At 62.8% G+C, this 18,981-nt stretch carries 20 protein-coding genes and 1 riboswitch; of the genes, 8 read left to right on the plus strand and 12 right to left on the minus strand.

Going from position 1 to position 18,981, the window contains the following annotated elements:
* Nucleotides 1–4: 4 nt before the first annotated feature.
* From ABHF91_RS05760 to ABHF91_RS05770, 3 genes are read left to right on the plus strand one after another with little or no spacing between them, the layout of a single operon-like run.
* Nucleotides 5–988, plus strand: a complete 984-nt coding sequence (locus ABHF91_RS05760; protein WP_409422512.1) for a glycosyltransferase family 2 protein — start codon at nucleotides 5–7, stop codon at nucleotides 986–988.
* Nucleotides 985–1,356: a GtrA family protein gene (locus ABHF91_RS05765; protein WP_409422513.1), complete on the plus strand. Its 372-nt coding sequence runs from the start codon at nucleotides 985–987 to the stop codon at nucleotides 1,354–1,356. Before ABHF91_RS05760 ends, ABHF91_RS05765 begins: the two co-directional genes overlap by 4 nt.
* Nucleotides 1,357–1,401: 45 nt before the next feature.
* On the plus strand, nucleotides 1,402–2,559 hold the full coding sequence (locus ABHF91_RS05770) for a hypothetical protein (protein ID WP_409423086.1): 1,158 nt from the start codon (nucleotides 1,402–1,404) through the stop codon (nucleotides 2,557–2,559).
* Nucleotides 2,560–2,589: 30 nt separating this feature from the next.
* Here the strand turns inward: ABHF91_RS05770 and bcp are convergent, their stop codons facing one another.
* Both bcp and ABHF91_RS05780 read right to left on the minus strand, forming a co-directional pair.
* The gene (gene bcp / locus ABHF91_RS05775) at nucleotides 2,590–3,063 is read right to left on the minus strand and encodes a thioredoxin-dependent thiol peroxidase (RefSeq protein ID WP_409422514.1); all 474 of its coding nucleotides are present in this window, start codon (nucleotides 3,061–3,063) and stop codon (nucleotides 2,590–2,592) included.
* Nucleotides 3,051–3,596 (minus strand): glycine cleavage system protein R, encoded by a 546-nt coding sequence (locus ABHF91_RS05780; protein ID WP_409422515.1) that lies wholly within the window; start codon nucleotides 3,594–3,596, stop codon nucleotides 3,051–3,053. The genes bcp and ABHF91_RS05780 overlap by 13 nt, the downstream gene beginning before the upstream one ends.
* 136 nt (nucleotides 3,597–3,732) lie before the next feature.
* On the opposite strand from ABHF91_RS05780, the gene dapA reads away from it, so the two are divergent.
* From dapA to purC, 3 genes are all read left to right on the plus strand, one after another.
* A complete protein-coding gene (gene dapA / locus ABHF91_RS05785) occupies nucleotides 3,733–4,620 on the plus strand; it encodes a 4-hydroxy-tetrahydrodipicolinate synthase (RefSeq protein ID WP_409422516.1) in 888 nt (295 codons plus the stop codon).
* A gap of 55 nt (nucleotides 4,621–4,675) precedes the next feature.
* A complete protein-coding gene (bamC, locus tag ABHF91_RS05790) occupies nucleotides 4,676–5,734 on the plus strand; it encodes an outer membrane protein assembly factor BamC (protein ID WP_409422517.1) in 1,059 nt (352 codons plus the stop codon).
* A gap of 61 nt (nucleotides 5,735–5,795) precedes the next feature.
* The gene (gene purC, locus ABHF91_RS05795) at nucleotides 5,796–6,509 is read left to right on the plus strand and encodes a phosphoribosylaminoimidazolesuccinocarboxamide synthase (protein WP_409422518.1); all 714 of its coding nucleotides are present in this window, start codon (nucleotides 5,796–5,798) and stop codon (nucleotides 6,507–6,509) included.
* 82 nt (nucleotides 6,510–6,591) lie between these two features.
* Here the strand turns inward: purC and ABHF91_RS05800 are convergent, their stop codons facing one another.
* The 8 genes from ABHF91_RS05800 to ABHF91_RS05835 form a co-directional block, all read right to left on the minus strand.
* Complete coding sequence (locus tag ABHF91_RS05800; protein WP_409422519.1) at nucleotides 6,592–9,729, minus strand: efflux RND transporter permease subunit; 3,138 nt, start codon at nucleotides 9,727–9,729, stop codon at nucleotides 6,592–6,594.
* Nucleotides 9,730–11,187: an efflux RND transporter periplasmic adaptor subunit gene (locus ABHF91_RS05805; protein WP_409422520.1), complete on the minus strand. Its 1,458-nt coding sequence runs from the start codon at nucleotides 11,185–11,187 to the stop codon at nucleotides 9,730–9,732. It lies immediately after the preceding gene.
* Nucleotides 11,188–11,196: 9 nt separating this feature from the next.
* Nucleotides 11,197–11,553: a copper-binding protein gene (locus ABHF91_RS05810; protein ID WP_409422521.1), complete on the minus strand. Its 357-nt coding sequence runs from the start codon at nucleotides 11,551–11,553 to the stop codon at nucleotides 11,197–11,199.
* 105 nt (nucleotides 11,554–11,658) lie between these two features.
* Entirely contained in the window at nucleotides 11,659–12,075 is a 417-nt protein-coding gene (locus tag ABHF91_RS05815; protein WP_409422522.1) for a hypothetical protein, read from the minus strand.
* Between the two features lie 113 nt (nucleotides 12,076–12,188).
* The gene (locus ABHF91_RS05820) at nucleotides 12,189–12,428 is read right to left on the minus strand and encodes a hypothetical protein (protein WP_409423152.1); all 240 of its coding nucleotides are present in this window, start codon (nucleotides 12,426–12,428) and stop codon (nucleotides 12,189–12,191) included.
* Nucleotides 12,425–13,108, minus strand: a complete 684-nt coding sequence (locus ABHF91_RS05825) for a M15 family metallopeptidase (protein ID WP_409422523.1) — start codon at nucleotides 13,106–13,108, stop codon at nucleotides 12,425–12,427. Before ABHF91_RS05825 ends, ABHF91_RS05820 begins: the two co-directional genes overlap by 4 nt.
* A complete protein-coding gene (gene dapE, locus ABHF91_RS05830) occupies nucleotides 13,108–14,244 on the minus strand; it encodes a succinyl-diaminopimelate desuccinylase (RefSeq protein WP_409422524.1) in 1,137 nt (378 codons plus the stop codon). The genes ABHF91_RS05825 and dapE overlap by 1 nt, the downstream gene beginning before the upstream one ends.
* Nucleotides 14,245–14,268: 24 nt before the next feature.
* Nucleotides 14,269–14,613 (minus strand): ArsC family reductase, encoded by a 345-nt coding sequence (locus ABHF91_RS05835; RefSeq protein WP_409422525.1) that lies wholly within the window; start codon nucleotides 14,611–14,613, stop codon nucleotides 14,269–14,271.
* Nucleotides 14,614–14,904: 291 nt separating this feature from the next.
* A riboswitch (glycine riboswitch) is annotated at nucleotides 14,905–14,997 on the plus strand.
* Between the two features lie 98 nt (nucleotides 14,998–15,095).
* On the opposite strand from ABHF91_RS05835, the gene ABHF91_RS05840 reads away from it, so the two are divergent.
* Nucleotides 15,096–16,469: an alanine/glycine:cation symporter family protein gene (locus tag ABHF91_RS05840; RefSeq protein WP_409422526.1), complete on the plus strand. Its 1,374-nt coding sequence runs from the start codon at nucleotides 15,096–15,098 to the stop codon at nucleotides 16,467–16,469.
* A gap of 52 nt (nucleotides 16,470–16,521) precedes the next feature.
* On the opposite strand, the gene ABHF91_RS05845 is transcribed toward ABHF91_RS05840, so the two are convergent.
* Both ABHF91_RS05845 and ompA read right to left on the minus strand, forming a co-directional pair.
* Entirely contained in the window at nucleotides 16,522–16,767 is a 246-nt protein-coding gene (locus ABHF91_RS05845; RefSeq protein ID WP_409422527.1) for a DUF2498 family protein, read from the minus strand.
* Between the two features lie 112 nt (nucleotides 16,768–16,879).
* Nucleotides 16,880–17,899 carry a porin OmpA gene (ompA, locus tag ABHF91_RS05850; protein ID WP_409422528.1) on the minus strand — a complete coding sequence of 340 codons (1,020 nt, stop codon included), beginning with the start codon at nucleotides 17,897–17,899 and terminating at the stop codon, nucleotides 16,880–16,882.
* A 660-nt stretch (nucleotides 17,900–18,559) separates the two neighbouring features.
* Between ompA and ABHF91_RS05855 the strand changes: the two genes are divergently transcribed.
* Entirely contained in the window at nucleotides 18,560–18,823 is a 264-nt protein-coding gene (locus ABHF91_RS05855) for a helix-turn-helix domain-containing protein (protein ID WP_409422529.1), read from the plus strand.
* Nucleotides 18,824–18,981: the final 158 nt, after the last annotated feature.

An 18,981-nucleotide genomic window follows, 5' to 3' on the forward strand; every position in this document is an offset into this window, starting at 1 on the left:
CTGCATGTCTGAAGCTGCCATCCCCTTTACCCTGACCTTGCTGGTCCCCGTGTTCAACGAGGAAGAGAGTGTCGAGACCTTTGTCACCCAGATCGATGCGGCCCTGCCCAGGCTCAAGGACCGGCTGGAAATCCTGTTCGTCAACGACGGCAGCCGGGATCGCACCCGCGATGTCATCGAGGCGCTGATTGCCCGGGATCCCCGCATCACCCTGCTGAACCTGGCGCGCAACTTCGGCAAGGAGGCGGCCATGACTGCGGGCCTCGCCCACGCCCGTGGCGATGCGGTGATCCCCATGGATGTGGATCTGCAGGACCCGCCGGCATTGATTGAAACCTTTGTCGAGCAGTGGCAGGCCGGCTTCGATACCGTGTATGGGGTGCGGGTGGATCGCTCCGCCGATACCGTCGTGAAACGCCTCACCGCAGGGGGCTTCTACCGCTTCTTCAACGCCGTCTCCACCACCACCAAGATCCCGGAAAATGCCGGTGACTACCGCTTGATGGACAAGCGGGTGGTGGCGGCCATCAACCAGCTGCCGGAGCGCAACCGCTTCATGAAGGGGCTGTTCGCCTGGGCCGGCTTCAAGGCGGTGGGGGTGCCCTATGAGCGGCCGGCCCGTCAGGCGGGGCAGAGCAAGTTCAACTACTGGAAGCTGTGGAACCTGGCGCTGGACGGCCTGTTCAGCTTCTCCAGCTGGCCGCTGCGGGTCTGGAGCTACGTCGGTGCCGGGGTGGCCATGCTGAGTTTTATCTACATGCTGATCGTGATTGCCAAGGTGCTGGTGACCGGGGTGGACATTCCCGGTTATGCCTCACTGATGACGGTGGTGCTGTTCTTTGGCGGCATGCAGCTGCTGTCCATCGGCATACTCGGCGAATACGTGGGCCGCATGTTCCTCGAGGTCAAGCAGCGGCCCGTCTATCTGCTGGAGGGGATCTACGGTCAGTATGCACGTGAGTCCCAAGTGGAGCGGGCGCAGGCATGATCTCCCGGGAAGAGTTCTGGCGGCTGTTTCGCTTTGGCCTGGTGGGGGGGGGCGCCACCCTGGTGGATCTGGGCAGCTCGACCCTGCTGTTGTGGCGCTGGCCGCAGCTGGCCGAGAACCTGGTCAGCACCACGGCGTTCTTCGTCGCCTTCTGGTTTTCGTTCTTTGGCCACCGCTACATCACCTTTCAAAAACAGGGGGCCGTGGGCAAGTTTCTGCTGGTGGCCCTCTTCTCCCTGGCGGTGAGAAACCTGCTGCTGCTGGGCCTGCTCGGGCTGGGCCTGAGCGGCCTACTGCCCATCGTGATCGCCACCCTGTCCGTGACGCTGCTGACCTACCTGCTGTCACGGGTCTGGGTCTTCGTTTAACAAGGAGACGTCGTGAGCCGTAGCGACACCGTATCCATTCGCCACATGCCGCTGCACATAGGGCGGCGGGATTGGCTGCTGATGCTGCTGGCCTTCGTGCTGAGCCGCATGCTGTTCTATGCCATCGGTTACTTCGGGGCCATGCACTACAACGTGGAAACCGATCTGGTGGACCCCATTCAATTGGGGCTGCTGGACTCGGTGGAGGTGGAGATCCCGGACATCTTCTGCCAGTTCGACTGCACCTGGTTTGTGGGTATCGGCGATGTGGGCTATGACCCCTATCCCTTCGGCATGACCACGGGGCACGGTGCCAACTGGGCATTTTTCCCGCTGTTCCCCATGCTGGGGCATGCCCTGGGGGCGCTGCTGGGCATCGGCACCCTCAAGGCCTTTTATCTGATCACCAACCTCAGCTTCATGGCGGCCATGCCGCTGTTCTTCCTCTGCCTGCGCCAGCTGGGGCTCAGCCTGGAGCTGTCGCGCTTTGGCGTGCTGCTGCTGGCCTTCTCGCCGTACTCTGTCTACTTCATCGCCCCCTATACCGAGGCGCCCTTCCTGGCCATGATGCTGGCGCTGTTCCTGTTCGGCTATCGCCACGAGTGGTTCTGGGTGGCGATTGCCGGCATCTTGATGACGGCGACCCGCAACCTGGGGGTCATGGTGGTGTTCCCCGTGCTGGTGCTGGCGGTGCAGGAGTACGGCTGGCGGGAGCTGCTGCGTTTCGGCGATCGCGGGCTGCGGGTGTTGCTGACCCTCTGGTGCATCCCGCTGGCGCTGTTTAGCTTCATGCTCTACATGCACTTCCACGTGGGGGACGCCTTCGCCTTCAAGCATATCCAGCTGGCCTGGGGGCGGATCCTCGACAATCCGTTCGAGTATTGGTGGGACGGCTTCGAGATAGGTGGGCGCAAATATTACCTGTCGGTGGTGATAGTGCTGGGCTGGTTGCTCAACGGCTACCTGTTTTGGCAGAAGCGCTACGGCGAGGCGCTGTTCATGCTGATCTGCACCTTCGTGCCCCTGATGACCAGCACCAACGCCATCCCCCGCTACCTGTTCGCCCTCTATCCCACCATGCTGGCCCTGGTGCTGCTGGTGCGTAACAAGCCCCTGCTGCGGCCCCTGATGCTGGCCTGCTCGGCCATGCTGGCGGGCTATTTCGTGGTGGCCTGGGTCAACGCCAAGTTCTTCATCACCTGATAACAAAAACGGGCCCGCGGGCCCGTTTTGCTAACCGGCCAGGCTGGCCAGATAGTCCAGCACCACCTGGTGGTGATCGCTGGTCTTGAACTTGTCGAACACCTTGATCAGGGTGCCCGCCTCGTCCACCAGGAAGCTGATGCGGTGGATGCCATCGAACTCCTTGCCCATGAACTTCTTGGGTCCCCAGACACCGTAGGCATCCGCCACCCGATGATCCTCGTCCCCCAGCAGGGTGAAGTTGAGCTCATCCCGGGCCTCGAATTTCTTCAGCCTGGCCGGCGCGTCCGGGCTGATGCCCAGCACCACCAGCTGGTGGGCGGCCAGCTCGGCCTGCACGTCCCGCAGGCTGCAGGCCTGGGTGGTACAGCCCGGGGTCATGGCCTTGGGATAGAAATAGATCAGCACCTTGCGGCCCCGCAGGGCGCTCAGCTGCACAGGGTTGCCATTTTGGTCCGGCAGGGTGAAGTCGGGAGCCGGGATCCCGGCGCTCAGGATTGGCATGGATTTTCCTCCTGGTTGGGGGTCGGGGTGAAATGGGCCTGCAACGCGCCCAGTGTCTGGGCGAAGGCCTTGAACGCGTGTGCCGCCTGGGGCAGATCGGCTTGGGCGGGCAGGCGGATGACCACCCCGGCGCGCAGCAGTTGCTGCTCGCTCAGGGTGACGCTCTGCAGCGCCCGTATGTCCCAGCCCTGCCGGCGGATGAAATCGGTGAGTCGGCTGATGAGGCCGGGGCTATCCGGCACCAGCAGCACGGCGGTGGCGCTGGGGCGATCCGGCGCCGGCTCGGCCTGCTGGGTGCGCTTGATGAGGGTGATGAGCGCCAGCTTCTGTGCCTCTTCGGGCAGGGTGGACTCCAGCCGGGCCAGGGCATTCCAGTCGCCGGACAGCAGCAGGCTCAGGGTGAACTCCTGGCCGAGTATCGCCAGTTGGCTGTCCACTATGTTGCAGCCACACTGGCTGACGAACGCGATGAGGGCATGGGCGACGGCGGGGCGATCCCGCCCCATGGCCGTGACAACGAGATGGTGGGGCATGATCTGCGCCTCTTTTTGTCTGCCGGGCTAGGCTGCAACGGATGGTAGCACAGGGGGGGACGGATGACAGCGCCGCGCCTTGTAATTGGCGGGGGCCAGCCGTACCATAGCGCCCTGAATTTTTGGAGTTCTTCCGATGTTAAGCGGTAGTCTGGTCGCCATCATTACCCCCATGGATCAGCGTGGGGAGATCGATTTTTCCGCCTTGCGGCAACTGGTGGAATACCATGTGGCCAGCGGCAGTCACGGCCTGGTGGCCGTGGGGACCACGGGGGAGTCTCCTACCCTGGACGAGGCTGAGCACCTGGCGGTGGTGGAGGCGGTGCTGACCGCGGCGGATGGCCGCTTGCCGGTCATCGCCGGCTGCGGTGGTAACGATACCCGGCGGGCCATCGCCCTGTGCCGGCGGCTCAAGGCCCTGGGGGTGACCCACGGCCTGTCGGTCACCCCCTATTACAACAAGCCGACCCAGGAAGGCCTCTATCGCCACTTCGCCACCATTGGCGAGGCTAGTGGTCTGGCGCAAATTCTATATAATGTCCCCGGACGTACCGGTTGTGATCTCCAGCCCGATACGGTGGCGCGCCTGTCGCACCAGTACGGCATCTGTGGCATCAAGGAGGCCACCGGGGATCTGCAGCGACTGCCCCGGCTCAAGGCCGCCTGCGGTGCCGATTTTTCCCTGCTCAGTGGTGATGATGCCACCGCCTGCGACTTCATGTTGCAGGGTGGCCAGGGTGTCATCTCGGTCACCGCCAACGTGGCGGCGGCTCAGATGGCGGCCCTGTGCCGGCTGGCGCTGGCCGGCGAGACCGACCAGGCCCGGGCCTTGAATCAGGAGCTGATGCCTGTGCATCGCGCCCTGTTTGTTGAATCCAATCCGATCCCGGTGAAATGGGCCTGTGCCCGGCTGGGATTGATTGCCGAGTCCGGTCTGCGCCTGCCCCTGACCCCGCTGAGCGAGGTGTGGCATGGCCAGCTGGAGATGGCGCTGACCCAAGCGGAGTTATTCACGCGTGCTTGATAATAAAACCAGAGGCTGGCCGACTCGGCTGCTGCTAGGCATGGTCGGGGCAGGAATGCTGGCCGGTTGTGGTTCCATGGCCGAGCGCAAGCAGGCCAACCGTGATTTCGATTACCGGGACGTCAAGCTGTCGCCGGCCCCCTTCAAGGTTCCCCAGAACCTGACCGCCCCTGTCATCTCCAGCGATTACGCCATTCCTTCCCTCAAGGCCGAGGCGGCCAATGGCGCCGTGGGGCCGCAGGTGGACGTGCGTCCGCCGGCCCAGCTGCTCAATATCGTTCCCGGCAGCCGGGCGGAAGCCGGCAAGCAGGACGTGACCATGTGGTACACGGCCCGCGCCGTGGATCAGAAGATCGAGTCCGAGATCTGGTCCATGCTGTTCAACTTCCTCGCCAGCCGTGGCGTGGCGGTGGCCAACCTGGATCTGCAGAACCGGGTGCTGGAGACCGACTGGTTTACCAGCAACTCCCTGATCAAGCAGTGGGATCCGAAAGCCGACGAAGAGTTCAAGCTGCGTCAGCGCTATCGCTTCGCCATCGTCAACGATGCCAGCCGGCACCGGGCCGGGCTCAATGTCCAGCTGATCGCCCACGAGGCCTATGTGGACGGGGATCAGGACACCACGCCCCTGACGGATCTGGAGCGTCGCCGATACTGCGTGCGGGCGCTGAACCAGGTCTCCTTGTACATGGATCAACAGCTCAAGGCGCGCCAGCAGCAGGTCAAGCAGACCGGTCTGGGGCTGCGGCTGGGCTTTGACGACAACGGCCAACCCGCCTGGATTGCCCAGGCCAACTTCGATACCACCTGGAAGCGGGTGCTGCAGGTGCTGCCCAAGCTGGCCTTCACCGTGGAGAACAGCCAGCACGCTCTGGGGCTCATTGAGGTCAAATACAACGATCCGGCGGCCAGTTACTGGAGCAAGCAGGGGCTGACGCCCTTCCAGTTGGACTCAGGCAAGTACCGGGTGCAGCTGGGGCAGATGGAGGATAAGAAGACGTCCATCACCCTGCTGGATGAGGACAAGAAGCTGGTCAACAGCGCCGTCATCAGTCAGATCTACATCACTCTGTCCCAGGCCCTGGATCCCCAGGCCGCCCAAGGCGGAAAATGATCAAACGGTAAGGGGCCTCTGTGCCCCTTTTTTAACCCCCACTCACTGGAGTCACGTGAAAATGGAAAAGAAAGCCGAACTGTATCGCGGCAAGGCCAAGTCCGTATACACCACCGACGATCCCACCCGTCTCGTCCTGCTGTTTCGCAACGATACGTCTGCTTTTGATGGTGAGAAGGTGGAACAACTGGAACGCAAGGGCATGGTGAACAACAAGTTCAACCATTTCATCATGACCAAGCTGGAAGAAGCCGGCATTCCCACCCAGATGGATCGCCTGCTGTCCGACAACGAAGTCCTGGTGAAGAAGCTGGCCATGGTGCCGGTGGAGTGTGTGGTGCGCAACGTGGCTGCCGGCTCCATCTGTCGTCGCCTGGGCGTCAAGGAAGGCCTGGATCTGACCCCGCCGACCTTCGAATTCTTCCTGAAGAACGATGCCCTGCATGACCCCATGATCAACGAGTACCACATTCGTTCCTTTGGTTGGGCCACCGACGAGCAGGTTGCCCGCATGAAGGCGCTGACCTTCAAGGTCAACGACGTGCTGAAGAAGATGTTCGACGACGCCGGCCTGATCCTGGTGGATTACAAGCTGGAGTTCGGTGTGTTCGACGGCGAAGTGCTGCTGGGGGACGAGTTCTCGCCGGACGGTTGCCGCCTGTGGGACAAAGAAACCCGTCAGAAGCTGGACAAGGACCGTTTCCGTCAAGGCCTGGGTGGCGTGGTGGAAGCCTACGAAGAAGTGGCTCATCGTCTGGGCGTCAAGCTGGACTGAGTTTACCGCTTGCGTTTGGTCTGACAGACAAACGTTTAACGCCGCCCCGCCTTTGGCCGGGGCGGCGTTTTTTATGCCGGCTTTATTCAGATGTGAGCCGGTGCTGGCGCTGCTTCACCAGGCTGTAGAGCGCCGGGATCACCAAGAGGGTCAGCAGGGTGGAGGAGAGCATGCCCCCCACCATGGGGGCGGCGATGCGGCGCATCACCTCCGAGCCCGTCCCCGTGCCCCACATGATGGGCAAGAGCCCCGCCATTATGGTCACCACCGTCATCATCTTGGGCCGCACCCGCTCCACCGCCCCTTCAATGATGGCCCGGTAAAGATCGGTGGCGGTCACGACCCGGCCGGCGTCCCTGGCCGCCTGCTGGCTGTGCTGCCAGGCCTGCTCCAGATACACCAGCATCACCACCCCGGTTTCGGTGGCCACCCCGGCCAGGGCGATGAAGCCCACCGCCACCGCCACCGACCAGGCGTAATCCAGCCACCACAGCAGCCAGATGCCACCGATGAGGGCGAAGGGCACCGACAGCAGCACGATCAGGCTGTCGGTGAGGTTGCCGAAGTTGAGATAGAGCAGCAGGAAGATGAGGGCCAGGGTGAAGGGCACCACCAGCTTGAGCCGCTCGGCCGCCCGCGCCATGTACTCGAACTGCCCGCTCCAGCTCAGGTGATAGCCCGGCTGCAGCTGGATGCGGCCATCCGCCATGGCCTGGGCCACCGCCTGCTGGGCCTGGCGCACCCAGCCGCCCAGATCGCTGTCTGAAACGTCCACGTAGACATAGGCCGCCAGCTGGGCGTTTTCGGTGCGCAGGCTGGGGGGGCCCTGCTCCAGGGTCAGGCTCACCAGATCGCCGATGGGGATCAGCCCCTGATTGGGGGTGGGCACCAGCACGCTGCGGGCTATGGTCTGGGGATCGTCTCGCAGCTCCCTGGGGTAGCGCAGGGTGACGTCGTAGCGCTCCCGGCCCTCCACCGTGCTGGTGACTGTGCTGGCCCCCAGGGATGTGGCAATCACCGACTGCAGTGTGTCTATGCTGACCCCAGCCTGGGCCAGGGCATCCCGTTTGGGTGTCAGGGTCAGGTAATAGCCCCCTGTGATGCGTTCGGCATAGGCGCTGCGGGTGCCCGGCAGGGTCTTCACCACCTGCTCTATCTGGCCGGCCAGCTGGGCTATGCCGGCCAGATCCGGCCCGAACACCTTGATGCCCACCGGAGTGCGGATCCCGGTGGAGAGCATGTCGATGCGGGCGCGGATGGGCATGGTCCAGGAGTTGGCGATGCCGGGCAGGCGCACCGCTTCATCCAGCTGGGCGACCAGCTTGTCCAGGGTCATGCCCGGCCGCCACTGCGCCTCCGGCTTGAGGTTCACCACCGTCTCGAACATGCCCAAGGGGGCGGGATCCGTGGCGCTGTCGGCCCGACCGGCCTTGCCCCAGACCGAGTCCACCTCGGGGAAGGATTTGATGATGCGGTTTTGCAGCTGCAGCAGTTCGGCGGCCTTGGTGACGCTGAGGCCCGGCAGGGCGCTGGGCATGAACAGCAGCGAGCCCTCATTGAGCTGGGGCATGAACTCGCTGCCGATATGGCGGACAGGGTAGAGGCTCAGCCCCAGCAGCAGCACCGCCAGCGCCACCGTCAGTCCCCGGGCCTTCAGCACCCCGGCGATGAGCGGTCGGTAGCCGGCGATCAGCAGACGGTTCAGTGGATTGCGCGACTCCGCCACTATCTTGCCTCGCACCAAGAAGCGCATCAGCACCGGTACCAGGGTCAGGGAGAGCAGGGCCGCCGCCCCCATGGCGAAGGTCTTGGTGAAGGCCAGGGGGTGGAACATGCGCCCCTCCTGGGCTTCCAGGGCAAACACCGGCAAGAAGGAGAGGGTGATGATGAGCAGGGAGAAGAAGAGCGCCGGCCCCACCTCCTGACAGGCGTCCAGCAGCACCTGCAGGCGATTGGCGCCGGGGGGGGCTCGTTCCAGGTGCTTGTGGGCGTTCTCCACCATGACGATGCCGGCATCGATCATGGCCCCCACGGCGATGGCGATGCCCCCCAGGCTCATGATGTTGGCGTTGATCCCCAGCAGGTACATGGCGGCAAAGGCCGCCAGCACCCCCAGGGGCAGCACCAGTATGGCCACCAGGGCGCTGCGCACGTGCAGCAGGAACAGCACGCACACCAGGGCGACGATGCCGCTCTCCTCCAGCAGGGTGTGCTGCAGGGTGGCGATGGCCTTGTGGATGAGCTCGGAGCGATCGTAAGTGGTCACCAACGAGACGCCCTTGGGCAGGCTGGCCCGCAGGCTATTGAGCTTCTCCTTGACTCTGTCGATGACCCCCAGGGCGTTCTCGCCACTGCGCGCCACCACGATGCCGGAGACCACCTCACCCTGGCCGTTCAGCTCGGTGAGGCCGCGGCGGGCATCGCCGGTCAGCTCGATGCGGGCCAGATCGCCCACCCGGATCGGCGTGCCGTTCACCTCCTTGATCACCAGCTCCCGCAGATCCCGTTCACCCTTGAGGTAGCCCTTGCCCCGCAGCATGAACTCGGTCTCCGCCAGTTCGATGACCCGGCCGCCCACCTCCTGGTTGTTGGCGCGGATCACCTGCATCACCTCCAGCGGGGAGATCTGGTAGGCCTGCAGCTTGCGCGGGTCCAGCACCACCTGGTACTGGCGCACGAAGCCGCCGACGCTGGCCACCTCCGCCACCCCGGCGGTGGCCGCCAGGGGATAGCGCAGCTGCCAGTCCTGCAGGCTGCGCAGCTGTGCCAGCGACTGCCCCTTGCCCTGCAGGGCATACTGGTAGACCCAGCCCACCCCGGTGGCATCCGGTCCCAGGCGCGGCGTCACCCCGCTGGGCAACTTGCCCTGCAGGCCGTTGAGGTATTCCAGCACCCGTGAGCGGGCCCAGTAGAGATCCGTGCCGTCCTCGAAGATGACATAGACAAAGGAGCTGCCGAAGAAGGAGTTGCCCCGCACCACCCGCGCCTTGGGCACCGACAGCAGGGCCGAGGTGAGGGGATAGGTCACCTGATCCTCCACCACCTGGGGCGCCTGGCCCGGATAGTCGGTGTAGACGATGACCTGCACGTCGGAGAGATCCGGGATGGCGTCCAGGGGCGTGCGCAGCAGGGCCAGGGTGCCGCCGGCCAGCAGCAGACCGCTGATGAGCAGCACCAGCAGCGGGTTGTGGAAGGACCAGCGGATGAGTCGTTGCAGCATCTAGCCCTCCTTGGCCGGTGAGGTGGCCGGTTGCAGACTGCCGAAGGCGGCCTTCAGGTTGCTCTCGCTATCCAGCAGGAAGTTGGCCCGGGTCACCACCTGATCTTCCGGCAGCAGCCCCTCCTTGATCACCACCCGGCGCTCACCCAGGGCGGTGACCGCCAGGGGGCCGGCCACCACGGCTCTGGGCTCGAAGCGGCCGTTGCCCTGGGCGATGAGCAGGCTCTGGCGGGTGCCCGAGTCGATGAGGGCCGATTCCGGTACGCTGAGCGGTGGCTCGCCGGGCAGGGGCACCGTCAGGCTGGCGTTGGCCAGCATGCCGGGTTTGAAGCGGCCGTCCGGGTTGTCCAGCAGGATGCGCACGCTGACGGTGCGGGTCTGGGGATTGAGGGTGGGATAGATGAAGTCCAGCTTGCCCTGCAGCGACTCACCGGGGTAGGCATCCAGGCGGATCGCCACCGACTCGCCGGCCTTGAGCCCGGCCAGATCCGTTTCGAACACCTCTACCAAGAGCCACAGCTCACGGAGATCCGCCAGCTCGAACAGGGGATCACCGGCCTTGAAGTAGCTGCCCTGGAGCACCTTCTTCGCCAGCACCACACCGCTGATGGGGGAGGGCAGCGGCAGGGTGCGCCGCACCTGGCGGGTCTTCACCAACTGTTGCAGGCTGGCTTCGGGCAAGTCCCAGTAGCGCAGCCGCTGCAGGGCGCCTTCTTCGAGCGTCAGGCGGCGGCCACCATCGGCCTGCAGGCTCAGCCCCAGCTTGTGCTGGCTGTCCCGGGCGATGAGGTACTCCTGCTGGGCGGCCACCAGCTCGGGACTGTAGGTCTCCAGCAGGGTCTGGCCGGCGTGCACCGTCTGACCCGTGCTGTTGACCGGTAGCTTCTCCACCCAGCCGGCGTACTTGGCGGTGACCGTCTGCTGCCGGCGCTCATCCAGGCTCAGGCGGCCGGTGGCGCGGATCGCCCGATACAGGGGCTCCCGGCGCACCGGGCTGCTCAGCACTCCCAGCTGCTGGATGCGCTCCGGCGAGAGGGCCAGGCCCCCGGTCTGTGCCTCGTCCGCGTAGACGGGCAGGTAATCCATGCCCATCTCGTCCTTCTTGGGCACAGGCGAGACGTCCGGCTGGCCCATGGGATTGCGGTAGTAGAGGATCTGACGCTGGGCCGGTGGCGTGGGTGCGCTGGCCTCATCGGCGTAGACCGGCAGATAGTCCATGCCCATCTCGTCCTTCTTGGGTACCGGCGAGGTGTCCGGCTGGCCCATGGGATTGCGATAGTAGAGGATCTTGCGCGCCGGCGTGGCCTGGGCTGGTTCGGCGCTGGCCGGGGCGGCCTGGGCCTTGGCCTGCCACAGTCGTTGGCCGCCCGCGCCCAGCAGCAGGCCGCCGAGCAAAAATACCCATGGCAGGGCGGCCGGCCACCCCTTGGGGTGACCAGCTTGTGATACAGGTTTCATGACGACTCCTTAGGGCTTGGCCTGCCAGTCCAGCAGGCGGGGGGAGTCGCCCTTCACCGGGCTGAAGTGGCCCTGGATCTGCAGCCCTGGGGTCAGCCCCTTGGCCAGGCCGGCATCGGCCAGGGCAAAGGGCATGGTCATGGCAGGCCAGCCCAGGGCCGGCACCGCCTCATGCTGCAGCATCACCTTGTCACCGTCGAGGCCGATGACCTTGGCCGCAATGGCATACTGGGCCGGCATGGTCATCTGGCCATCGGCCATGGTCATCTGACCATCGGCCATGGCGTGATCCTGTTGCATGGTTGCCGCTTGCAGGGTGGGCAGGGTGAACAGCAGGCCAAGGGCCAGAAACTGAGTGAACTTCATGGTGTTTTCCTTCATCAAAACGTCTATGGCGGTGTGGCAAGAGGCCGTCGCCAGTTCGCGCCTCAGCAGGATTGGGGCACGGTTGAGTGGCCGGATGGCCGGGCGTTAGATGAAGGTGCGGGTGGGGGGCGGCGAGGGGACGCCGGGGATATGATCGAGATAATGACCCAACCCCAGCAGCAGGGGGTCGCTGCCCGGGCGTGAGAGTTTGGGCCCCAGGGTGGTCAGATCCGGCAGGGCGGCCACCGGGGTCAGGCAGCCGCTGCAGTGCACCTTGCCGCCACACTGTTCATTCAGGGGCATCTGTCCCTGGCAATGATCTGGGTGGCCAGCCGGCTGGCCGTGGCAGTCTGTGCTGCTGGGGCTGACTGTTGCCATCTCGTGGGGCGAATTGGCATGGGGCTGGCTTGGTGCCATCGGCTGCACCATGGCCGCTGGCAGGTGCGTCGAGGCCGCCGCACTGGCGCTATACCAGGGCAGTCCCAACAGCAGCAGGCAAGCCAACAGCCAACGACGCAACATGGCCCTCTCGTTCCCCATCCAAGGTGAGTGTGAAGATCGGCTTGATACTAGGCCAAGTGACAGTGCCGGGGCAAGTCTTTGTACGGCGGTAGTCGCGGTGTGCGCCCTCGTCCTCACTCCTGTGAGCCGGCCTGCGGCGGCTTGTCCGATGACGGTGCCGGTTTTTCTTCGTTGGGCACCTTGTCGTCCGGCTTAGCCGGAGCCTCATCTTCGTCATCGTCGTAGGCCTGGGGGCGCACCTTGTCGAGAAACTTGGGCACCTCTTTTTCCAGCCGCTTCATATCCTTGATGGCATTTAAGAAAATACCCAGCAAGAACAGCAGGGGTAGGCCGATCCAAAGCCAGAGGTTCATGGGATCTCCTTAGGGGGGGGGCACAAGGCTTGCCAGATGGCCGGCAGGCAGGCCAGCACGGCGGCCTTGCCGGCGATATCGCTCTGAGCGATGGCGGCCTGCAGGGCGGCATAGTTCATCTGCCGCTCGAATTCGCCGGCCTCGGCCAGGAAGCTGATGTGCCAGGGTTCATCGGTCACCGCCCCCGGATTCTGGTTCCGGCCATGCCGGTAGGGGCGGTCGAAGCCAAACTCGGCCAGGTGGTTGTCCAGCCAGGCGGTGAGGGGGGCGAAGTAGCCCTCCGGGGCGTATTCGGCACAGGTCAGCTGCAGCGTCTGACCGGGGGGCAGCAGGGCGGGGGCATAGATATCCAGATCCGTGCCCCAATGGTGCCGGCTGGTACCCGGTAGGGCGCTCCAGCGCAGTATGGCCCACACCTTCTGCTCATCGCTGAGGCTGCCCATATCCAGCGGCCGCTCCTGTTCATCCAACACAGGACGGCGGCCGTCAAACTTGGCATTCCAGATCTGGCACTGGCGAGCAAAGTCCCGGTAGGCGGAGGCGATGGCGATCTCGAGACCCTCGGCACGGGCGGCTTGCTGCAGCCGCTGCCAGGCCGCGGCCGTGGCAGGCCGAAGCTGCCGACCATCCGGCAGAGTCAGCAACGCCGCGCTGTCCAGTCCCAACCAGGTACTGTCCATCAGGCCACCAGCAAGCGGCGCAGTATGCCCTGGTACATCTGGGCCAGGGAGTCCAGATCCGCCACCCTCACGCACTCGTTGACCTTGTGGATGGTGGCATTGCACGGTCCCAATTCCAGCACCTGGGCACCGGTGGGGGCGATGAAGCGCCCATCCGAGGTGCCGCCGCTGGTGGACAGCTCGGTGCGGATACCGGCGGCCTCCTCGATGGCGCCCACGGTGGCATCCAGCAGGGCGCCCTGGGCGGTGAGGAAGGGGTGGCCGCTCAGGGTCCAGGTCAACTCATATTCCAGGCCGTGGCGGTCGAGGATCTCGTGCACCCGGGCCTTGATGGTCTCGTCGGTCAGCTCGGTGCTGAAGCGGAAGTTGAACTGCACCTTCAGCTCACCGGGGATCACGTTGGAGGCACCGGTGCCGCCGTTGATGTTGGGGATCTGAAAGCTGGTGGGGGGGAAGAAGGCGTTGCCCTCATCCCAACGGGTGCTGGTCAGCTCCGCCAGGGCGGGGGCGGCCTGATGGATGGGGTTGCGGCCCAGATGGGGATAGGCCACGTGGCCCTGGATCCCCTTGACCAGCAGATCCCCCATGATGGAGCCGCGGCGGCCGTTTTTCACCACGTCGCCGACCTGGGCGGTGGAGGAGGGCTCGCCCACCAGGCACCAGGTGATCTTCTCGTTGCGGGCCTCCAGGGTCTCCACCACCTTGGGAGTGCCGTTGATGAAGGGCCCTTCCTCATCGCTGGTGATGAGAAAGGCGATGGAGCCCTGATGGTCCGGATGATCGGTGACGAAGCGCTCCACCGCCACCAGCATGGCGGCCAGGGAGCCCTTCATGTCGGCGGCCCCCCGGCCGTAGAGCAGGCCGTCCCGCACCTGGGGTTCAAACGGCGGAGAGTCCCACTTGTCCAGCGGCCCGGGGGGCACCACGTCGGTGTGGCCGGCGAAGCAGAACAGGGGGCCGGTTGTGCCACGGCGGGCCCACAGGTTGGTGGTGTCATGAAACACCATGGGCTCAATGGTGAAGCCCAGTTGGGCCAGGCGTTCGGCCATCATCTGTTGGCAGCCGGCGTCTTCCGGGGTGACCGAGGGCCGGGCGATAAGGTCGCAGGCCAGGGCCAGCACGGGTGAGTCAGTCATCTTGCATCCCTTCGTTGTGGAGGTTCAGGCAAACAGCGAGCGGTATTGGGCTTCACTAAAGCCCAGGGTGTATTGGCCATCTTTGAGCAGCAGGGGGCGTTTGATGATGGCTGGCTGGGCCAGCATCACCTCGAAGGCCAGCTTGGCATCCAGGGCCTGTTTGGTGGCGTCATCCAACTGGCGATAGGTGGTGCCACGCTTGTTGAACAGCGCCTCCCAACCCAGGGCATCGATAAATTCCTGCAGCAGCTCGGGGCTTAGCCCGTCCTTGCGGTAGTCGTGGTAAGCATAGGGGATCTGCTGTTCGTCCAGCCAACGCAGGGCTTTTTTCAGGGTGTCACACTGGCGAATGCCGTAGACGCGGATCATGGCGGCTCCTGGGTCCTTCTGCTATGGGCTGCTGATTCTGTCATCCCAGGCCTGGGGTGGCAAGGGCAGCCCTGTGTCCGTCTCCACGGCAAAGCATTAGGTTAAGTGATGGTATTTTGCGCGTTTTGCCTGTTTATTTCACTGGGCTTGTCTGGAAATGCCAGTGTCTTGTGCGTTAGACTCTGCGCTTCACCTTCCAGCGTTCGGATGAAGGTAGCAGGAGAGTGACGGCTTGCCGTCCGCCGAAGAAGTAAATCTTTCAGGCGCCACCATCTGGTAAGGACTGCTACTGGACGAGCCTCTGGAGAGACCCGTTAAATCGGGCGCCGAAGGAGCAAAACCCCATGGGTTGAAACTCTCAGGCAAAAGGACAGAGGGGATGGAGCGTGGTGCGCCATTTCCTCGGCCCTGCCCGGGCGGCGTCTCATTGCCTCTATGTCTCCTCGTGACGAATTAAACCTTGTTCGTAACGGGAGGATTCCGTGACAACCCTGACTCAATGGCTGACCACTCTGGATGATCTGGTGTGGGGCCCCCCCTTGCTGGTGCTGCTGGTCGGTACCGGTATCTATCTAACTCTCCGCCTGGGGCTGCTGCAGATCTTCAAGTTGCCGGCGGCGCTGCGACTGGTCTTCTTTCCCGGACGGGAGCAGGACAAGCCCGGCGATGTGTCGAGCTTCGCCGCCCTGTGCACCGCCCTGTCCGCCACCATAGGCACAGGCAACATCGTCGGCGTGGCCACCGCCATCAAGCTGGGGGGGCCGGGCGCCCTGTTCTGGATGTGGATGGCGGCCTTCTTCGGCATGGCCACCAAGTATGCCGAGGGGCTGTTGGCGGTGAAATTCCGCCAGGTGGACGCCAATGGCCAGATGTCCGGTGGCCCCATGTACTACCTGGAGAAGGGGCTGGGCAGCAAGTGGCTGGCCCGGGCCTTCGCCCTGTTCGGCATCGGTGTGGCGCTGTTCGGTATCGGGACCTTCCCCCAGGTCAATGCTATTGCCGACGCCGCCAGCCTGACGCTGGATGCCCCGCGCTGGGCCAGTGCCCTGGTGTTGACCGTGCTGGTGGCCCTGGTGACCCTGGGGGGGCTCAAGTCCATCGCCAAGGTGTCCACCGCCGTGGTGCCCTTCATGGCGCTGTTTTACATCCTCATCTGCCTGGGGGTCTTGGCTCTCAATCATGAGGGATTGCCGGCGGCCATCGCCCTGGTGCTGCAGGGGGCCTTCACGCCGACCGCCGCCACCGGTGGCTTTGCCGGTGCCGGTATCATGCTGGCCATTCAGGCCGGCGTGGCCCGGGGTGTCTTCTCCAATGAATCAGGCCTTGGTTCGGCGCCCATCGCGGCGGCGGCGGCCAAGACCGAGTCCTGTGTCGAGCAGGGACTGGTCTCCATGACCGGCACCTTCTTCGATACCATCGTCATCTGCACCATGACCGGCTTGGCGCTGGTGGTGACGGGCGCCTGGCAGGGTGAGGCGGCCGGTGCCGCCATGACCCACGCGGCCTTTACCACTGGGCTCGGCGGCCCCCTGGGGCAGCATCTGGTGAATGTCGGCCTGCTGTTCTTTGCCTTCACCACCATTCTGGGCTGGAACTACTACGGCGAGCGGTGCACCGAGTACCTGTTCGGCGTGCGGGGCATATTGCCGTTTCGCTGGGTCTATATCCTGCTGGTGGCCCTGGGGGCCTTCCTGCACCTGGATCTCATCTGGTTACTGGCGGATATCGTCAACGGTTTGATGGCGATACCCAATCTGATTGGCTTGATCGGGCTGCGGCATATCATCATCGCCGAGACCAGGCAGTATTGGGCAAGCCGGAAGTCAGTCCAGGAGCAGACGGCCGCCTGTTGCTGATTTCATCTTGGATGAAAAGGCCCGATGGTTAGTCGGGCTTTTTTTTGCTTCTTTACTGCAGGTTATACTGCTTGGAGAGTTGGGTCGCCAGCTGTTTGAAGATATTGAAAACGGCCGTGGTGCGGGCGGTGGGCAGACCGTTCTCGTCTAAAAAGAATTCGCCCTTAAACACCAGGACGCCGGCCTTCTCTTCCACCTCATCGGCATGCATGCCGGGCAGATAGTCCTTGTGGGCCTGGATCTGCTGATTGGCCAGGGCCAGTAGACTGGCCTTGTCGATAGCTTGCTTGTCGTTCATCTTTTGTCTCCTCTCTCTATGACACTTGCCGCGAGGGCTTGCTGCTTCGCGTTGAGGGCAATAAAAAAACCGCCCGAAGGCGGTTTTGTCAAATAATTTGTCAGCGCGAGGCTTAGGGCTGAACGGTGACTTGCTTGGTACCGGTCACTTCAACATTGACGCGACGGTCCGGAGCCAGACATACGATCAGGTCCTTGCGCTTCTTGATGCCGTCGCAGTTGCTGCCGGTGACGGAGTCAGCTTCACCACGACCCACGGCGGAAACCTTGTCAGCCGGGATACCCTTCTGCACGAAGTAGTCGGCAACGGTCTGTGCACGCTTTTCGGACAGGGTCTGGTTGTACTGTTCAGAACCAATGCGGTCGGTGTAACCGTACACCACTATGGTGCCATCGGTGGGCTGTTCAGCCTTGATGTTGGTGTACAGCTGATCCAGCGCAGTCATGCCTTCGCTTTTCAAGGAGGCCTTGTTGAAGTCAAACATGACGTCGGAAGACAGGGTGAAGGTCTTGGTTTCGACAACCGGCTCAGCAACGGGTTCCGGAGCGGGTTCCGGCGCCGGTGCCACGTAAGTGGTACGGGTCGGGTAGTAAACGGCTTCCAGGCTCACGTTGTGCACGTCAGACTTGCCGGTGGACTTGTCACCGAGGTCGTCGTAGAGGCGGTAGCGCAGTTGCATATCCAGTTCGTCGGAGGCGCGGTAAGCAGCACCGACACCGTATACGCCGTTGGTGCCGTTATCGCTGGTGCCGTAGTTGTCGTTCTTCACGTCGGAGAACATGACACCCAGTTCACCGACGATGGACAGCTTGTCGGTCAGCGGATAGCGGGGCAGAACGGACAGGTTTACGCCGTTGGCGTGGTAGGTATCACCACCCACCTTGGCGTCGCCCAGCCAGTTGTAACCGGCTTCCAGGCCCCAGTATTTGTTGAAGGTGTAACCACCAAACAGACGGTAGGAGGTCGCGTTCTTGTCAGTTGACAGGCCCATGCCATCGATATCGGCATAGTGACTCCAACCAATACCACCACCCATGAAGACGCCTTCTGCGTCGTCAGCCTGTACGTTTGAAGCAAAGGTCAAGGCGGCGATAAAGCTGGCCACCAGAGTAGATGCCACTGTCTTTTGCATTGTTATCTCCTCGACTTAGGAATACCGGCTTGGCCGGATTTGTGACGCGACCCGCATTATCTGCCACAGCAGGACCACAAATAAAGAGGGTGACGAAAATAAAGTACTCATCTGAATAAATCAGATCGGTTGCCGTATGAGCCTATATCAGAGTCAGTCTAGACCATATGTATGACAGAGATCGACATTTTTTTATTTGGAAAATGCTGAGGTTAAGTTTCTGTTCAGACTGTGACGCATTTCTCAACTATATGACTGAAATGGAATCCTTATGAATCCCAGTTGTTTAGCAAAACTTTGCATAAACATGGCAGAAGTCAGCTGGTCTGATCTGACATTTTTTCCCTTGGTGGAATGAAACTCGACGACCTATCTTGAGTCTGAAGGAATATGAGGAGCACACGAGTCTGATTTTGGACGAGGATGTCCGGTGAGGTTCCAGATGGCGAGGTCAAGCCAAATGAGCCACAATATCAGAGGATGATTAATTGGTTTACCTGACAACTTTGACGGTTTAAGATGCGCAGCGCCAGGGTTCTGGTTGAATCAAAAACACCATAAAAAACAGAAAATAAAGAAAAAACGGAGCTGGATAAAACTGATACATGGCAATCACTACTAACCCTACGCGGTAGTACCGCAGGATGTGTGAGGAATCGTATGAATCCCAGTAATCTCTCCGTTGGACAAAAAATTCGTCAAATTCGTGAAACTATCGGTTTGAGCCGGCCCAAGTTTGCCGAGCTGTTGGGGGTTCCCCCCACCACGCTGAAGAATTACGAATTAGGCTATCGCGAAGTAGGGGGTGCCTTTTTGGTGGCCCTGGCTCATCAGGAGCAACTTCATCCCTTCACCCTGTGGTTGTTGGCGGACAAGCTGGCCCCCGAAATCGGCCAGATCAGTCCGGAACAATACAGCAAGTAAGCCAAGACGGCGCCACCCTCTGTGGCGCTTCTTTTTTTCTGCCTCTTTGCACTCCTCTCGTTGCTCTCGGTCTTACACGGCGTTGCCAGTGCCAAGGGGTGTCGCCCTCTATAGCCTTCCCCTGTGATAGCATGCTGACCCAGTGTTTGACGCTGTCG

Source organism: Pseudaeromonas aegiceratis, assembly GCF_046254905.1.
In the GTDB taxonomy this organism is placed as follows: domain Bacteria; phylum Pseudomonadota; class Gammaproteobacteria; order Enterobacterales; family Aeromonadaceae; genus Pseudaeromonas; species Pseudaeromonas aegiceratis.

Bases quoted from the DNA above. Each gene is read 5' to 3' on its own strand.
- ABHF91_RS05760 (WP_409422512.1), top strand. From the start codon at position 5: ATGTCTGAAGCTGCCATCCCCTTTACCCTGACCTTGCTGGTCCCCGTG.
- ABHF91_RS05765 (WP_409422513.1), top strand. From the start codon at position 985: ATGATCTCCCGGGAAGAGTTCTGGCGGCTGTTTCGCTTTGGCCTGGTG.
- ABHF91_RS05770 (WP_409423086.1), top strand. From the start codon at position 1,402: ATGCCGCTGCACATAGGGCGGCGGGATTGGCTGCTGATGCTGCTGGCC.
- bcp (WP_409422514.1), bottom strand. From the start codon at position 3,063: ATGCCAATCCTGAGCGCCGGGATCCCGGCTCCCGACTTCACCCTGCCG.
- ABHF91_RS05780 (WP_409422515.1), bottom strand. From the start codon at position 3,596: ATGCCCCACCATCTCGTTGTCACGGCCATGGGGCGGGATCGCCCCGCC.
- dapA (WP_409422516.1), top strand. From the start codon at position 3,733: ATGTTAAGCGGTAGTCTGGTCGCCATCATTACCCCCATGGATCAGCGT.
- bamC (WP_409422517.1), top strand. From the start codon at position 4,676: ATGCTGGCCGGTTGTGGTTCCATGGCCGAGCGCAAGCAGGCCAACCGT.
- purC (WP_409422518.1), top strand. From the start codon at position 5,796: ATGGAAAAGAAAGCCGAACTGTATCGCGGCAAGGCCAAGTCCGTATAC.
- ABHF91_RS05800 (WP_409422519.1), bottom strand. From the start codon at position 9,729: ATGCTGCAACGACTCATCCGCTGGTCCTTCCACAACCCGCTGCTGGTG.
- ABHF91_RS05805 (WP_409422520.1), bottom strand. From the start codon at position 11,187: ATGAAACCTGTATCACAAGCTGGTCACCCCAAGGGGTGGCCGGCCGCC.
- ABHF91_RS05810 (WP_409422521.1), bottom strand. From the start codon at position 11,553: ATGAAGTTCACTCAGTTTCTGGCCCTTGGCCTGCTGTTCACCCTGCCC.
- ABHF91_RS05815 (WP_409422522.1), bottom strand. From the start codon at position 12,075: ATGTTGCGTCGTTGGCTGTTGGCTTGCCTGCTGCTGTTGGGACTGCCC.
- ABHF91_RS05820 (WP_409423152.1), bottom strand. From the start codon at position 12,428: ATGAACCTCTGGCTTTGGATCGGCCTACCCCTGCTGTTCTTGCTGGGT.
- ABHF91_RS05825 (WP_409422523.1), bottom strand. From the start codon at position 13,108: ATGGACAGTACCTGGTTGGGACTGGACAGCGCGGCGTTGCTGACTCTG.
- dapE (WP_409422524.1), bottom strand. From the start codon at position 14,244: ATGACTGACTCACCCGTGCTGGCCCTGGCCTGCGACCTTATCGCCCGG.
- ABHF91_RS05835 (WP_409422525.1), bottom strand. From the start codon at position 14,613: ATGATCCGCGTCTACGGCATTCGCCAGTGTGACACCCTGAAAAAAGCC.
- ABHF91_RS05845 (WP_409422527.1), bottom strand. From the start codon at position 16,767: ATGAACGACAAGCAAGCTATCGACAAGGCCAGTCTACTGGCCCTGGCC.
- ompA (WP_409422528.1), bottom strand. From the start codon at position 17,899: ATGCAAAAGACAGTGGCATCTACTCTGGTGGCCAGCTTTATCGCCGCC.
- ABHF91_RS05855 (WP_409422529.1), top strand. From the start codon at position 18,560: ATGAATCCCAGTAATCTCTCCGTTGGACAAAAAATTCGTCAAATTCGT.